This window comes from Nitrospirota bacterium (genome assembly GCA_016219645.1).
Lineage (GTDB): Bacteria > Nitrospirota > Nitrospiria > Nitrospirales > Nitrospiraceae > Palsa-1315.
The window spans coordinates 396,658-412,673 of record JACRLR010000016.1 but is presented as its reverse complement, the minus strand read 5'-3'; the positions used below and the strand labels follow the sequence as shown (position 1 = coordinate 412,673).

Annotated in this window: 15 protein-coding genes; 1 reads left to right on the top strand and 14 read right to left on the bottom strand. The window is 56.5% G+C overall.

Features of this window, described 5'->3' with window-relative positions; genetic code table 11:
* Nucleotides 1-490: 490 nt before the first annotated feature.
* From HZB34_06330 to vanZ, 14 genes are all read right to left on the bottom strand, one after another.
* On the bottom strand, nucleotides 491-790 hold the full coding sequence (locus tag HZB34_06330; protein ID MBI5315570.1) for a MazF family transcriptional regulator: 300 nt from the start codon (nucleotides 788-790) through the stop codon (nucleotides 491-493).
* Between the two features lie 15 nt (nucleotides 791-805).
* Entirely contained in the window at nucleotides 806-1,012 is a 207-nt protein-coding gene (locus HZB34_06325; GenBank protein ID MBI5315569.1) for a hypothetical protein, read from the bottom strand.
* A 213-nt stretch (nucleotides 1,013-1,225) separates the two neighbouring features.
* Entirely contained in the window at nucleotides 1,226-2,503 is a 1,278-nt protein-coding gene (gene amrB, locus HZB34_06320) for an AmmeMemoRadiSam system protein B (GenBank protein ID MBI5315568.1), read from the bottom strand.
* A gap of 81 nt (nucleotides 2,504-2,584) precedes the next feature.
* Nucleotides 2,585-3,337 carry a hypothetical protein gene (locus HZB34_06315; GenBank protein ID MBI5315567.1) on the bottom strand — a complete coding sequence of 251 codons (753 nt, stop codon included), beginning with the start codon at nucleotides 3,335-3,337 and terminating at the stop codon, nucleotides 2,585-2,587.
* 130 nt (nucleotides 3,338-3,467) lie between these two features.
* Complete coding sequence (locus tag HZB34_06310) at nucleotides 3,468-4,310, bottom strand: hypothetical protein (protein ID MBI5315566.1); 843 nt, start codon at nucleotides 4,308-4,310, stop codon at nucleotides 3,468-3,470.
* A gap of 104 nt (nucleotides 4,311-4,414) precedes the next feature.
* On the bottom strand, nucleotides 4,415-5,065 hold the full coding sequence (locus tag HZB34_06305; protein ID MBI5315565.1) for a hypothetical protein: 651 nt from the start codon (nucleotides 5,063-5,065) through the stop codon (nucleotides 4,415-4,417).
* On the bottom strand, nucleotides 5,062-6,300 hold the full coding sequence (locus tag HZB34_06300) for a hypothetical protein (GenBank protein ID MBI5315564.1): 1,239 nt from the start codon (nucleotides 6,298-6,300) through the stop codon (nucleotides 5,062-5,064). Before HZB34_06300 ends, HZB34_06305 begins: the two co-directional genes overlap by 4 nt.
* A gap of 68 nt (nucleotides 6,301-6,368) precedes the next feature.
* On the bottom strand, nucleotides 6,369-7,499 hold the full coding sequence (locus tag HZB34_06295; GenBank protein MBI5315563.1) for a hypothetical protein: 1,131 nt from the start codon (nucleotides 7,497-7,499) through the stop codon (nucleotides 6,369-6,371).
* 82 nt (nucleotides 7,500-7,581) lie between these two features.
* Complete coding sequence (locus HZB34_06290; protein MBI5315562.1) at nucleotides 7,582-9,384, bottom strand: glutamate mutase L; 1,803 nt, start codon at nucleotides 9,382-9,384, stop codon at nucleotides 7,582-7,584.
* A gap of 130 nt (nucleotides 9,385-9,514) precedes the next feature.
* Complete coding sequence (locus HZB34_06285) at nucleotides 9,515-9,871, bottom strand: hypothetical protein (GenBank protein ID MBI5315561.1); 357 nt, start codon at nucleotides 9,869-9,871, stop codon at nucleotides 9,515-9,517.
* Between the two features lie 319 nt (nucleotides 9,872-10,190).
* On the bottom strand, nucleotides 10,191-10,604 hold the full coding sequence (locus HZB34_06280; GenBank protein ID MBI5315560.1) for a hypothetical protein: 414 nt from the start codon (nucleotides 10,602-10,604) through the stop codon (nucleotides 10,191-10,193).
* Between the two features lie 127 nt (nucleotides 10,605-10,731).
* A complete protein-coding gene (locus HZB34_06275) occupies nucleotides 10,732-11,481 on the bottom strand; it encodes an NDP-sugar synthase (protein MBI5315559.1) in 750 nt (249 codons plus the stop codon).
* Nucleotides 11,482-11,566: 85 nt separating this feature from the next.
* Nucleotides 11,567-12,670 (bottom strand): phosphotransferase, encoded by a 1,104-nt coding sequence (locus HZB34_06270; protein MBI5315558.1) that lies wholly within the window; start codon nucleotides 12,668-12,670, stop codon nucleotides 11,567-11,569.
* Nucleotides 12,671-13,179: 509 nt separating this feature from the next.
* Nucleotides 13,180-13,581, bottom strand: coding sequence for a VanZ family protein (gene vanZ / locus HZB34_06265; protein MBI5315557.1), 402 nt, complete (start codon nucleotides 13,579-13,581; stop codon nucleotides 13,180-13,182).
* A gap of 106 nt (nucleotides 13,582-13,687) precedes the next feature.
* Here vanZ and HZB34_06260 point away from each other — a divergent pair, with 106 nt between their 5' ends.
* Complete coding sequence (locus HZB34_06260) at nucleotides 13,688-15,889, top strand: glycoside hydrolase (protein ID MBI5315556.1); 2,202 nt, start codon at nucleotides 13,688-13,690, stop codon at nucleotides 15,887-15,889.
* Nucleotides 15,890-16,016 lie beyond the last annotated feature (127 nt).

Genomic DNA, 16,016 nt, shown 5'->3' with positions numbered 1-16,016 from the left:
CGGCATGGCTATTGAGGTCATGCGTGTAATTTGTTCGGATCACTAGCACTTCCCATAATTCGCTAGATGCCCCTACGATTCCCCGCAAGTGTCTGGCAATCGTATCAATCGTCCCGCTTTTGACAAAACGTTTTCAACGAACCGACGTGTTCTGCGAACCCATGCAGCAGGATTATCTCTCACGCCCCTACCTACACCGTAGGGGTACGGTGAGAATTGTGGCAAACCGAGAACGAAGTTGGATGGATTTCGAGAAATATTCCGGCAGGCTACTCAAACTGATTATCCAGCAAGGCTGAACCGACCTATCGCTTGCAAGGGGTGGCTGGGATAATCCCAACTGCGCGCGTCGAACGACCACAGTTTCATCGTGGGGGTTCCGCGAGCAAGGGGATTATCCCAGCTACCTCGCTCTCCGCCTCGATCAACCGCAGCAAGGAATAGATGGGGGAAAATCCGGAGATCCGGCGCTGGTCCTGTTCTTTGTGGTCTACAGACGCAGCCAGAACCGCAATGCGCTGTCGAGTTTCCCCTGATCGACAACGGCAAGGCGACCAAATCGCCGGCTGATGTATGTTTTGTCAAGCGTAAACAATCCACGCTTGACGACACTCGGAAACAGCAGTCCGGCTCCTTTCCACTCAACTAAGGCGAATTCACCTGGTTGCAGATTTTCAAGCTGAGAAGTCAGCGGCAGGAGAAAGAGATCGACCGAAGGATGAGGCGCACTCACGACAACAGCCGGCCGTTTTTTCATCCCCGTCAGATCCGAGAACGGCAAAGTCGCCAGGACGACACTCCCCGTTCATAGCTTGTCATACTCGGCATCGCGCGGATTGTCCCACATACGCGTGAGACTGGGTAAAGAAGCAAGGAACACGTCGGTCCTCAACGTCGTGAGTTCCTCCTTCGAATCTGGAATGACCACCTCAACCTGCGTATTGGCTGAAAGCAACACAGGCTCATCCAGGATCACCTTCTCTCCGTCATAGTGAGCGGATACGTGCCTCATAACCTATCCTTCTTTCCACAGTGGGGAGCATTGACAGAACTGACTCTATTGGCACCCACGAAGCCTGTCAACTCAGCTCGTTGTATTGACTGCGATAGACCACACGTGTGACACAATAGGTATACATTCCCGCCGGCTGCTCAAACAGACTATCCAGCAAGGCCGCAGCGAGGGAAGGGCCGCGTATCTCGTGCCATCAGCTATACGCTCTTATCAATAGAACGCCATGCTGGCGTACGTCACCGTCGAATTATACTGATCCGTGATCCCGCGGTCATAGCGTAAGACCTGCCCGCTTTCCGCCTCGATCAACCGCAGCAAGGAATAGATGGGGGAGAAGCCGGAGATCCGGCGCTGGTCCTGTTCTTTTCTGATGTAATTGGCGAATTCTTCCGGCTGGCGCTCCTCCACCGGCTTCAACATTTCCAGGTCGAACTGCATACAGCGATGAAAGGAGAAGTCCGTCGGAGGCGCCTTGTCTCCGTAGCGCATGCCCAAATGGGCTAGCTCTCCCGCCGCGATCACGCAATAGGCCCGGCCCGATTGTATGAGGATCTCACGAAGCCCGGTCAAGAATTGGTCGACCGAGTGACGAACGGTCGGATCCCCCAGGCTCGCCGCAGAAAATGAACTCAAGATCGGCACGATGGTAAAGAGTTTCTTGGTTCCCACAATATCCTGAAGAAACGGGAGCTGGAACTCTATCGCCTGCTCAGCTTGGTGGCAGAGATCGTCTTCAAAGAAGGCCGGGAGTTTGGCCTTGAGCTGGCTCAGAATCGGTTGGTCGGCGGACACGACCCCGAGAGGCGTCTCGAAATCCTTATCCGTCACGGCAAACACATGGTCCAATCCGGCAGAGGCCGTGCCGATGATGACGAAGAGATCCGGCTGCTCAGCATCTTGCAACTCTTTATAGGCCCAGGCATAGATCGGCCCTGCCTGCTTCAAATCATAGGTTGGAGCCACGAGACCCTTGATCTTTTTCCCCGCATGTACCGATGGCTTGAAGTCCGGTCCTTCTTTCGACGTAAAAAACCCGTCAATCTGTTTCTTCAGTTTCACGCCATCTGCTTCGTAGCTCCGCCCGGCAAAGGCAGCGCGACGCAGCGGGCTCTGCCGATAGACTTCCCTCGCCATCCTGCGAGCATCTTCAGCACGCTGACCCTCCAAAAATAATTTTTCATTCAGATCGGAGACCAGCTGCTCCATCCTGCCGGGAGCGAGAAATTCACCGAATCGTTTGAGATAAAGCGCTCCAATTTGGGCCAGCGAATGCTCGCCGTCGAAATGCTGAATGATGAAAAAGTAATTGAGTGGCATGACCAGCTTGTCCTTGCTCAGCCCGGTCGGATCCCAGAGCACCATATACTGCTCTTCGCCTTCCTTGATCGGGGAATACTGGAGGTTTCGAAGAGCCGGGTACTGTGTCGGGTCTTTGGCTGTGCCGGTCGTCATGGGGCCATTGTAGTCGAGCGTCGGAAGAAGCTGCAACCAATGAGCTGGTTCATTTGGTTTGTTTGGTCTATTTGGTTTATTTCGTTCAACCAAACAAACGAAACAAACTAAATAAACCTATTTCTCTTCAGGCGGAGAACTGCTAGGCCGTCTGCTCATCACGACCAGCAGGATGATGGTCACGCCCAGGAGCCAAAGGCTGGGCCGCCCATAGGAAGGATCGGAGAACTCAATGAGATCAGTCAATCGCCCGATCAAGAGCGACATGCGGGCCATGACGGTGTAACCGAAGGCTGCACCGAATGCGATCATCAAGAAGAGGATACCTGTCCGGGCCACAACCTTGCCCGGCCCCGTGTGCTCGACGGAGAAAAAGAAGTAGAACAATACCGAACAGACCCCAACCAAAATAATGATAGTGTTCAGACTGCTGGTGGGATTCAACAGGCTCCAGGTAAAGGTGACGCCTTCTCCCTGCACCATCGTCAGCAACGGGCGAACCGTGTCCTCGATCTGCTTCAAGATAAAGGAGGAGATGGTCCGTGGGATGGCAAGCCCTGACCCGACACCGACAATGAAGGCAAACGCGTATCGCGAGAGCCAGGCTGCTTTCGGAACATAACGGGTGAGCATGAGCAGGCCGATGGCGACCGGAACTAACAGCGCCCACTCCCCGTTTTCGACGATCGGCTTCCAGATGAGCTGCACGATCACCGTGTCGTAGGTCTTGACGATCGTGTACCCAACCGACACGCCGACGTAGAGATTCTCGGCCAGTTTGAACAGCGGGTTGTCCTGATACAGAAACGTGAAAATAAAGAGGGTAAAACCGACCGCCACCCAGGCCCCGATGATGATTTCAATCGCCACTCGATTATCCTTTACACTCTGAACTCAACATCTGCCTCCCCGACTCAACTGGTGGCCTCATGAGTTCCTCACTGCGCGCGTCCAACGAGGTCCTTCCGAGGGCGCGCGTTGCGCGAGCACAAGGGACTCATCAGGCCACCTCCCCCTGTTGCTTGCCCTGCTTCCGCAGAGAAAAGTAGAAGATGTTGCAGATGATCACGAGCACGATGATGGCGAGATGGGTGGCCGATTGCGCATCCATCCCGGCAATGGCTCGTCCCTTCTGATCGATCAACGTTTCGTATTCTGCCGCCCCGCGCAAACCACCGATGAGGCCGTTGATCTGGCCGCTGCGCAACAGAGGATAGAGCCCCGGCGCCATCACACCGGTGCAGCCGCCGCCCATTTCGAACTTATACTTGTCCTTGCCGAACACATACCAGGCTTCCACACCGGGATTGCCGGCGCCCAGGCTGACGGCATAGTTCACATCGCGTAGATTTGCGACGTGTTGGAGCACCGGCAGTCCCTTCGTCGGCTTGCCGTTGTAGTCGGACGGGAAGGCGCCATAGAGATCCTGCCCCATATTGATGATGACGGCAGTCCCGCCGGGACTCCAGCCGAGGAATACATAATCCTTCCCGCTTTCCTTGCCCATCTCGCGGGCAACCTGTGTGATGATCTGGTCGGCCAGGCCTGTGCCGGAAACCCAGAGCGTCAACGCAACCACGCGCAGATTCTTCTTGAAGGCGTGACGCAGCAGTGAAATCGCTTGAGGCTGGAGCTCTGGCTTCGACGCAGGATCGAAATCCAACGAGAGCAGGAACACCGACCCTTCGGGAAGTGATTCGATATGGTCGTAGACCCCGCGTACTTCGTTGGAAATTTTGATCGGCAACCCGACCGGATAGAGCAGCGGCAAGAGCGTACAGAGGCCGATCACCAGGAAGATGATCCGCCTATCAATGCGCAACATTCGTTCAGCGAAAGTCATAACCACGACACCTCGTGAGGCGTCAGGCGTGAAACGTAAGGCGATCGATCATCAGATGCTACGCTTCTCTCCAACCCCTTACTCCTCACGCCTCACCCCTTACGCTATTCCTTGCCTCCCCCAAGATACGACCGTTCCAGGCCAAAGATAATCTTGATGGAGAGCGCCACTGTGCCGAGGCTGACGCCGATCAGGATCGCGCGCCGCACCGACGCGTTCAGCACATTCAAGATCCACTGCGACAGGTCGCCGCTGACAGGGATGAGGTATTCTCCGAGCGGGACGCGACCGGTCATGACGATCACTGCGGCAATGAGCAGGACCGACGCCTCGCGGCTCCGCGCGCGAAACGACCGATAGGCTGCCGAGGCGATGAACAAGGCGAGGATGGCAAACATGGTCCCCTGGAGCGGGACCATCATGAAGTTATAGACCCATCCGAAGGCCGTCATAGCGCCGTCGACGGCTTCCTTGCCATTCGACCACAGACCGACCGCAATGGTGCCCAGCATGCTCACATAGAGGACGAAACTATAGCCCCACCCCGCTTCTTTGCGCCGGATCTTGACGGCATGCACGTGGAACAGGCTGCTTACGCCCAGCACCAGCGCAAACCCGCCGATGATCTGGAGCCATTTGGTGGCGGAGGTCAGCATCTGCTCTGAGGCCGGATGCGGCACATAATATTGCGCGGCAAACACGAGCCCGGTGATGAGCGTGACCAGGAGCGGAAGCTGTCGGCGGAGAAAGATCATTTCACGTCCTTGAACAGGTCGAGGAATAGTTGCGGCCACTGTGCATCGAATATGACCCCGAGGGTCGCCAGGACGGTCCCGATACCGAGGACGCCGAGGATGAGGGCCTTGCCGATGTCCTGTCCGCGCAACGTGCCGACCTGAACCGGTTCTCTGGAGAGGTAGGCGCTGGCAGCGTAGAGTTCCTCTCCAATTAAGGTGTAATCGCAGGTGGTGACGAAGAATGGAAGCTGGTGATCGGAGTCCGTCCCCGCGATTTGGATTGCGCCGGTGCTCGCGCCAGTTTCCGTCAACAACAAAGCCTCGGCAAAGTACGATCCCATGAAGAAATTCGCCGCAGGTTTTTTGCGCAGCATGATGCCGTCCACCGCTGCGGTATAGCTGAATTGATCCGACGTAATGAAGAAATTCGAATCGTCCTTGTACAGGTCAGGCTTGCCTGCTTCCAGATAGGCCTGTTTCGTAATTTCCTGACAGACGGCCATGGTAATCGGATCGCGGTGCGGCACAAGGAGATCGGTCTCATAGGCGGCAGCGCGTTTGGCCACGCGCCCCAGAATGATCGCGGCGGCAATGGTCGAAGGATCATGCATGTCATGGGCGCCGGTGAGGTACAGGATCGGTTTACCCAACTCCGTTGCGCGGCCGATGGCCTCATCCACCGCAGCAAGACCGGGAATGCGCCGGAGAAAGATCTCCCGCTTTCTTGCTATCCCTATTGCGTAGAACACGATGCCTCCGAACAGAAGGGCCAACACCAGATTATTCATCTGATTCCAGTTCATCCAATTCGGTTGGGGCGTCGCTTGAACAGGCGTGGCGATCGCGCGATCGTCGCCAGAGACCCTCGCCACCGTGATGAGGTAGAAGGTCCCGTCCTTCAGCTCGATCCCCTTGCCACTTCTGAGGGTGAACTGGTGTTGATCTCCCGCTGCAGGTCTCGTCCACCAGGGCCACCTGGATTCACGGACATAGCGTTGATTCGCTGGAAACTCCGCCACAACTGTCATCGCGGCAGGATCCGGCACTGCGGCTCCCTCGCTCAGTAAGACCTGATACTTGGTTGCCGCGCTCTCGTCGGGAGCGGGCAACCAGAGCAGGGTCAGGCTGCCGCCTCCATCGCTCGGAGTATCGAACACTCGAACATCTTGCGGGGGAGCGAGGGTCTTGTTCGTCTCGTCAGTTTGAGCAAACACCGGCAACCATGACTGACTCAGAAGAACCACGACGAGCAATGCTAATGCTGCCGCCGGAAATCGCCATCCGCGACGTTTCACGTTTAACGTTTCACGTTTCACGAACATTAGGTTCCTTCGATCAATTCAATGTTCGCGCGCGGTATCATGGTTCTGCTGCCGTCGGCAAATCGGACTTCCATGACGCGCACCTCGCTCTCGGTTGGAATCTTCTGCAGATCGGACGGCAGACTCGCGACTTCGCCGATCTTTCCGAACAGTGGATCTCGGATGATGCGGACTTGGTCTCCGATCCTGATGCCTTCCCGCTGTAGATCGGTTGCCACCGCGTGATCACCCGATGGGCTTCCTTTTGGAATGATGATCTCCGGTCGGATGACGCCGGCTCGAATCTGAGTGGCGCCTGAAATCGAAGCCGGTTGCCCTGCGTGGGCGGAGAGGAGTGTAAAGGTCTTGCGGGCCATGGGGATGGGGCCGAACCCTTCAGTGAGGATCAGGGTAAAGCCGACCTGTTCCGTGCCGGTGATCGCCACGCCAAGATCGTAGCCCAGCAGCGCCCGCAAATCTTTATCATGGATCCCGCCGATCACTACACCGGCTACCCCAACCTCCTTCGCGCGAGCCAGCGCGTCCGACGAGATGAAGGAGCCTCCCACAACAACCTTCCCCTTCATCTCCGGAGTGAAATGGCCAGGCGAGAGCACTTCCTCCGGCGACGCCACTGCGATGACGATCTCACCTCTGGTTTCACCACCGATACCGAAAATGCCCTGCACCAGACTGCAATCAGTCTCTACCACAACCCCCTGCTGCGGAATCACCTCAACAATGGTCCCATCGACGTAGCCCAGCAATTCCAGCACACGCGGCGGGTCCCGCAACAGCACCTGCCCCGTGACGGTAGACACGGACTCCACAATACCCGTGATCGGCGAGCGGACTTCCGTCTTGAACCACTTCACAAGCGGCTTGTTCTCGGCCAGAATCTCATCCTTCTGCACCCTATCGCCTGCCTTTTTGATCAGGTATTCCTGAATCTCATCCGGCGCCACACCCAACTGATTGGCAAGATTCAAGGGGTAGACCTTCCCGGGCAATTCTGCGCGAGCCACCGCCTGATTCGCACGCACAGTCTCTCCGGCTGCGACCAACACCGTGCCAGGCAACGACAACATCCGACGTCGCCGTACCAGGGCCTGTTCTGTGACGGTTAATCCCGGCGTATAGGAATGGGCCATTCTTTGAGAAGGTTCAGGTTGAGGTTCAGGTTGAGAAAACCGGGCTAGCTTTCTTCACTCAACCTTAACCTCAGCCTCAACCTCAACCTCCCTTCGGGTACAGCCCGACTGCGCTATACCATTTCGTCAGCGATGCCACTCTGGCATTGTGGTCGGCAGGCAACTGCAATGGGCGCCCACGCCCATCGAGCAATAGCCCCACCACTCCTCCATGCACTTCTCTCGTGACCGGCACTCCTGCTCCTGCCCCGAGATTCACCTGTTTCGCAGGCTGGACTGTGATCGAGGCCTTCTGTCCATCGGACAGCGGAACCAGCCGAAGGTCGCCGAACGAGAGTTGTCCCTTGTCCACCCGCCCATCAGGAAAGGTGATCGTATAGTCTGCACACCGATCCCCTTCTTTTCCCTGCCCGATCGGCGCGACACAGGTTCCCAAGTAGACCATGCAGTCACGGACAAAGACATCGGTTGCGGCTTTTTCGTTGATGGTCGAAAGAACTCCTAGATGCGGCATCATGAAGATACTGTCTACTGAAAGCCTCGTCACCCCTAGGGGCTCGTACGCATCCACCATCATCAGCATCGATTGCACGCGGCGCGGCGCGTGGGACAGGATTCCGCCGCTCCCGACGATGAGATCCAGCTTGAGCATGTCGATCAACGTCTTGCCGGACTGTTGCTGCTCGAACACATCCGAGATCGTACGCTCCTGCTGCACACCCTTGAGGGCCGTCGCGAGGGACTTATGGTGGATGAGGGCGAGCCGGAGCGCCTCACGGGAAATCGCATGTTCGATCTGCAACTCATCCAGCGTCTGCGGAATCGTCGTCGGGCGGATCATCTTGTTCTTGATCCGATTGCGGAGCGTCTGTTCATCGATCGTGAAGGGCACCCACCGCATAATATTGGGGAGGCCTGCTTCGGCCAGCACATTGGAGATACTGTAGGACATGCCGAGATTCGCACTGACGGTCCGATTGAACAGGCCCTCGAAGACCGAGAACACGTCGGTAGTGGCGCCGCCGATATCCACCCCGATCACGTTCACATGTTCCCGCTTGGCTATTGTCTCCATGATCACGCCGACCGCCGCCGGCGTCGGCATGATCGGCGCACCGGCCATCTCGATCAGTTTCTTGTAGCCCGGCGCCTGCTGCATGACATGTTCCAGAAACAGGTCGTGAATCTTGTTCCGCGCCGGTGCGAGATTCTCCCGCTCCAACACCGGGCGAATATTGTCTGTCAGCACCAGCGCAGTTTTCTCACCCAGGATCTTTTTTACTTGCGGCTGCGCATCTTTATTGCCCGCATAAATCAACGGGAGCTTGAAAGTTGCCCCGAACCGGGGGCGCGGCTCAGCGGCTGAAATGTACTCTGCCATCTCGACCACATGACTGACCGCGCCGCCATCCGTCCCGCCTGACATCAAGATCATGTCCGGTCTCATCGTACGAATACGTTCGATCTTTTCATGCGGCAATCGGCCGTCGTTCGATGCCAGCACGTCAATGACAATCGCGCCGGCGCCGAGCGCAGCCCGTTGCGCGCTCTCCCCCGTCATGTTCTGCACGACCCCCGTCACCATCATCTGCAACCCGCCGCCCGCGCTGCTGGTAGAAATATAGATGTCCACGCCCGTTTTCGGATCACGACAAGGCGTGATGATCCTGTATCCATCGAGGATTTTCCGGCCGGAGAGTTCTTCAATTTCGGCAATCGCGTTCAGCACACCACGCGTCACATCTTCGAAGGGGGCCTCGACTGTCGTCGGCGCTTCACCCCGGAAGGTTTGCCGGTATTCGTCGCCGACCTTCTCGATCAGAATAGCTTTGGTCGTGGTGCTGCCACAGTCTGTCGCGACAATGACATTGAGGGGATGGGTGATCTTGCTTGATTCCTGGATCGTCACGTGGCGGGCTCTTGATCTGAAATGCGTACCTGGTCACACGTCGTTCGTATCTCGTATCTCGTCGTTCGCGAACTACGCTTCACGAGGCACGCTTCACGAGGATGCGTCATTGAGCGGCGGCTCCAGGAGGAGCCTGGGGAGCAGACTTCGTTTCGATGATTGTGATGAGACGGGGGATCGTCTCGCGTCGTTCAAGCAATCGAGCCACATGCTCAATTTCTTTCGCGTCTAACGCCCATTCGACGATCGGGGCCAGAAAATACAGCGCCTGACTGCCGAGAAAATTCATTGGACCGATTGATTCCAGAAAAATCGTGGCTGGCGCAGTCATGCCCCGTTTCACTACCGCATCGGCCACCCGATCAAGCAGCAGAAGATCTCCACTTGTGAACGCCTCTGCCTCGGTCTTGGTGGCAAACGCATGGGACAGTTCGTCACGGACCTTGTCCCATTTCCCAGCCAAAGATGTCTTGGAGAAAGAAGTCATAACTGTGTGGAATGGCAGCCGAAATCTACTATCGAGCGGCATTATATGGAGGGGGTGGGGAGGAGTCAATCAAAGGAAGGAAAGGGATGGAGGCTGATGATCTCCTGTGCTCGCGCAACGCGCGGTCGCGGACTCCCCTCGTTGGACGCGCGCAAGGGGAGATCAATCAGCCCCCATCCCTGAAGAGAGAACGAGCGAGCTTGGAGGAAATATCTGTAGCCTCGTTCGACGGGCGCAGTGGGACCACCACAGGTGCCATTCCATGAGAGAGCAACGAGCAAGCTTGGACAGGCTGCTAATACCCACGCCCGGTGCTGCCGCCACGTCCCATCCGATCCAGCGGGAGCGCCTCGTAACGTTGCTTTAGATCAGGATGCTCGTTGAGATAGCCCTTGACCGCCGCCTCATCGGCGAAAACCTCCGGACTGCGCTTTCGGTACTCTTCAACCGTCAGATCATGCTTTGCCAAGACTTTACCGAGTTTCGCATGGATGTCCGCCCCCATGCTTCTCATCTGTTCAGGCGACGGCTGCTGGCCTCCCCCGGCAGGCCCTCCGCCCTGAAAATAGTTCATCATCATCTCACCGATCTCGATACGAGCCTTCACGAACTTTTCTACCTCAGCCGGTTCTGCTGCGAGACAGACGCTCGCGGCTAGCATGCCCCCCAATGATATTCCGATGATGCAACGAATCAGAGTCACGGTCATAATTCCCTCATAAAAGTATGAATGGGTTGTCTCATCTGTGTAAGAGCAGACATCTTATCATCCTGGCCGGGCAAAAAAGAGGAGATAATAGCCTGATCGTTCGATGTGCTAGGAAGGGCGCGGCTATTCATCTAGCAGATGGCGAAAGACTTCTGCGGGATAAATCGATTCTCCCTGATCTCGCATCCTGCTCAGCCTGTCCGTACCGCTCGGGCGTGCCGATGTCTGACCAATAACCCTGGTGATCGTACCCCAGCACGGCTTCGTTTCGCTGAATCCCCGACACATAGGCCTCGATGATCGAAGATGCCTTCCCCTTCGGAACTTCGCGCAGCAGACGGGGGTGCAAGATATGAACGCCCGCGAACATTCTCGGTTGAGTCACGGTCGGCTCGGAGAGGCCACGCCCGGTGATCCGCACGATCCTACCGGCGTCCCCTACCTCAATCAGCCCCCACCGTACGGAATCTGGGTCGGACCGGAGGACCAAGGTCGCTGCCGCGTTTCGTTCTCGATGGAATGCCCACAGGGCTTCCAAATCGATCTCCACGAGCGTATCTCCGTTCAGGATGAGCACCGGCGATCCGGAAAAATACGGCTCCGCCTGTTTGATCCCTCCGCCGGTCCCTAAAATAACCGGCTCGCGTGAATAGGTAATCCGCACCCCATATCGCGAGCCGTTGCCGACCACCTGCTCGATCATCGGTCCGAGGTAGTGCAGGTTGATCACGACATCCAGAAACCCATACCGCTTGAGGAGCAAGAGGTTCCACACGATCAGCGGCGTACCGGCAATGGGAAGGAGCGGTTTCGGCATTGTATTCGTGAGCGGCCTTAGGCGAGTTCCAAGGCCCGCTGCGAGGATCATGGCTTTCATGCAACCTCGTGAGGGGTAAGGGGTAAGGGGTAAGGGGGTTCATTTCCCCATCGCCTAACCCCTAACGCCTCACCCCTCACGACATTCACTGTAGTTCCGGTACATAGGGGGTGAGATGTTTCCGCAGCGTTGCCAGCTCCGGATACTTCAGGAGATTCCGTTTGACATAGTTCAGGACACGCGGAATATCGGCGAGAAATTTGGGATTGCCTTTGACGCGATCGATGTAGACGAATCGCCCAGCCGCTTTGAGATTACGCTGGATGCTGGTGAAGTCGAACAGGCGGCGGAACGTTTCCCGGTTACCCCATAGTCCTCGATGAGTCGTTAATCGGTCGAGGTAGCGGTTGATCAAGCGGTCGATCAGCGCCTCGTCGAGTTCGATATAGGCATCGCGCAGCAGCGAGGCGAGATCGTATGTCGCCGGCCCCATCAAGGCATCTTGAAAGTCGATGACCCCCAGCCGTTTGCCATCGACCATCAAATTGCGCGAGTGATAGTCGCGGTGGACGAAGACGCGCGGCTGGCCGGCGAGCAACTCGGCGATTCTCTCACATTCGCCGCGGATGGGCAGATGATCGTCCGCGCACATGGGCTTCCCCTGCCGCGCCACAATCCCATATTCCAGGAAATGGTCGAACTCCCACATGAGGAGCGGCACATCGAAACTTCGGTGGAACGCGAGACAATTCGAATCGGCGAGTGAGGTGACCTTCGATTGCATCTGCGTAAGAACATCGACAGCCTGCGTATAGTGCGCTTCCACATCTGCGGCATTTGCCTCACGACAGGCTTCCGCTAGGGTAAGGTCTCCAAAATCTTCAAGATAGAGCAGCCCCGCTGCCTGATCGTAGTGATAGAGGCGAGGAGCCGAGACACCGGCTTTGGACAAATACGACAGAATGTTGAGAAATGGCAACTCGGCGATCTGATGAGTCGCTCCGCTGACGGCTTCTTCTGATTGCTTGAAGGCCTCTGGCTCCGCTAACTGCATGAGAATCACCGAGTGAACAGCGCCGCCGGTCACCTCGATGCGAAAATACCGGCGGTTGGAGGCATCACCTGCTAAAGGCGTAAGGGTCTTGAATTGTCCCTCAAAGGGAAGCCGACCCTCTACCGTGGCAGCTACGAGGGTACGATCAGGCAAAACCAGTGGCTGTTTGGGCGCGGTAGGATTGGCAGTAGCCATAGGCTTGGCATTATACTGATGCGGTCAAACCTTGTCACTCACAAGGAAGAAGACGGGCAGCCTGGTCGTCCTCCTGCTCGCGGAATGCGCGCAGTGAAGAACAATCTGCCTACTCCTTCTGGGAAAGTCGAGGAACTAGAAACCCTCGTTGGACGCGCGCACTCGAGAATCAACCAGGCTGCTCTGTTGATGAGCGGTGTCGATCGTTAGCAGGCTGCGGAAAAACTATAATGAAGCCAACTGAACTTTTGTAGCCTGTTTATCTGGGATAGGAGAGAACCGTCCCGCAGGATGCTCAAAAAGGCTGTCTAGCAAGGCCGCAGCGAGCGAAGAGGCGAGGAGGTACAAACCGCACTTCGTGTGGGCCGTTCGCCCTTGCAACGAATCTTGGCGAACGGATAAACCCCTCTGGTGCTTCCGATCTTCGAGAATCTCATTCGGTACGTTGAGCCTCTGAGCGATGCGAGAACGCCGCTGGCGGACTTTTTCAGCATCCTGCTAGGATGTGCTCACGCATCACGCTTGGCTAGGGGGAGAATATTCCGGTCGAGGAACCGCCCACTCAGCGCCCCGATGGCTGCGCCGATTGTATCGGCCAGCCAATCTTGCCAGCCCGATTCTCGGAATGGGATGAAGGCCTGGTGCGCTTCATCCGTCATGCCGTAAACCGAGGCAGTCACGATGGCCAGCAGGATAGCCTGCCGAGCGACAGTTGGACCTGACGCCCAGCGAAACGCCCTGTAACAGAGGAGAGCCAAGATACCATACTCGACCGCATGCAAGACTTTGTCGCTGAATTCTTCGAACAAGAACGATGGCAGCTTCTCTTGCGGGTGCGGCTGGTCGGACAGGTAAAAGATCGCACCTGCATAGAGCACAACCGGCAACCAGTACCAGAGTATCTGACCCATTACACTTCGCTCATCTTCTTGACGCACCGTCTCCATTTTTCTCCGGTGATTGCAGGCCTGATACCCCTATGACATACTGATGCTAAATCCTCAATAATATTCGACCATGAAGACTGCTCACATCTGTTTTCTTTGGCACATGCATCAACCCTATTACACAGACCCGGTCACGGGGTCTGCGAGTATGCCCTGGGTGCGACTCCATGCCACGAAGGCCTACTACGATATGGCCCATGGGCTGGAGAAATCTCCCTCGGTTAAAGCCACTTTCAATTTTACCCCCTCGCTTCTGCAACAGCTGCAAGAGATCGGATCGGGAAGGGTGCGGGACCTCTTCCTCGAATATGCACAACGCCCGGCAGCGGGTCTTCGCCTGGAAGAGAAGGCGTTTCTGATTCGGCATTTTTTCTCGGCCAATTGGGCTACGATGGTGCGTCCCTATTCACGCTATCATCAATTGCTCGTGAAGCGAGGGGCTGACGTCGTCGGTCGCGACCTGGAACGGGTGGCGCGGCAGTTTTCGACGCAGGATATGCTGGATCTACAGACCTGGCATAACCTCGCCTGGTTCGGCTACGGCACTGTCAGTCGCTATCCACGCCTGGCAGCCCTACGCGCGAAAAACCGGGGCTTCACGGAAGAAGATAAACAAGAAGTGCTGTCCCTCCAACTTGCCGCTGTAAAGGACATCGTTCCACTCTATCGAGGACTGATGGAGAAGGGACAAATCGAACTGACGACAACTCCCTTCTATCACCCGATCCTGCCGCTCGTCATCGATACAGACTTCACCCGACGAGCCAGACCGGATCTCCCGCTCCCGTCACGGTTCCACGCACCGGAAGATGCGGAGGCCCAACTGCTACGCGCGATCGAGTTTCATACCGCCACATTCGGCCGAGCACCTGTAGGCCTCTGGCCGTCGGAAGGCTCTGTCTGTCCGGAGCTGATTTCAATGTTGCCGAAGGTCGGACTGCGCTGGCTTGCGACCGACGAAGGCATCCTCGCCCGTTCGCTTGACGCGACCCAGCAACCATGGCAGCGCCACCGCGATCTGTATCAGCCCTATCAGGTCGGACCGGAGGGTCAAGACGTGACGATACTGTTTCGCGATCGGGAGATCTCCGATGCCTTCGGGTTCGTCTACCATAAGACAACTCCCGATATCGCCGCCGAGGATGTCCTTCGTCGGCTACGCCAGATCATTCACGATGCGCCGCAGGAACAGATCACTATCGCGATTGTACTCGACGGGGAAAACCCCTGGGAACATTATCACGAGGGGGGTGAACAGTTTCTGTCGATCCTCTATAAGGCCTGTTCAACCGGCGCGCTCAATGATCACAGTATTCGTGCTACGACCTCGACAATCTCTGAAGCGCTTGAGGCTGCGCCGGCGACACAGCGAGTCAGACACCTGCATTCTGGCTCCTGGATCAACCAGGACTACAAGATTTGGATCGGCCACCAGGAAGACAATCAAGGGTGGGATCTCGTGAATCACACGCGAACCTGTCTCGCCGAAATCACTGCCACCCTCCCCCCGGATCGCGCACAGGCAGCCTGGGATGAACTCTATGCCGCGGAAGGCAGCGATTGGTTCTGGTGGTACGGGGATGACTTCGATACCGACTACAAAGAGGAGTTCGATCGGCTCTTTCGAACCCATCTCCGGAACGTCTGGACGATCGCGGGACTGCCTGCACCGGATCTGTTGAACCAGCCGATCTGTCGTCCTCGCACCATGCCGGATGCGGACCTCATCACCGCGCCTCTCGCCTTACTCAACCCCTTGATCGATGGATTCGTGACAGATTTTTTCGAGTGGCGTGGAGCCGGTAGAATTACGACTCAGCCACCGCTCGGTGCGATGTGGAAAGCCGACGGGGTGCTGAACGATATCCGGTTCGGCTGGAGCCTTGACCAGTTATATCTCCGGCTCGATCCCGACGAGCAATCGCAGACGAGGAAGGCCGAACTGACAGTCGAGCTGCAACTGCAGACGCCTGAACGGTTCTATCGCCTATCCTTTTCTCTCAAGGCGACAGAGCAAGAACAGTTTCTGCTTTCGCAGAAATCGGCAAGTGGATCCTGGGAGAACATCCGCCCCTATCACTCGATATGTCATCAAAAGATTGTAGAACTGGCCGTGCCATTCAAGGATCTCGAGCTCTTACCCGGGCAAGAGTTCCATATGACCATTCTGGTGATGGAGCACGGCTTGGAAGTTACGCGGTACCCGCACCGCAAGCCAGCAAGCTTCTTCGTCCCAGGTCCGGAATTTGAAGCGAATCTCTGGCGAGTGTGAGCAGCACGAAGTGCTGAATGATAAATGTTGAATGTTCAATGATGAATTACAAGAGTGAAATTCCTGTATGTGTCTAGCAATTTTTGGTCAATTTAACATTGAACATTCCACATTCCACATTGTTTAG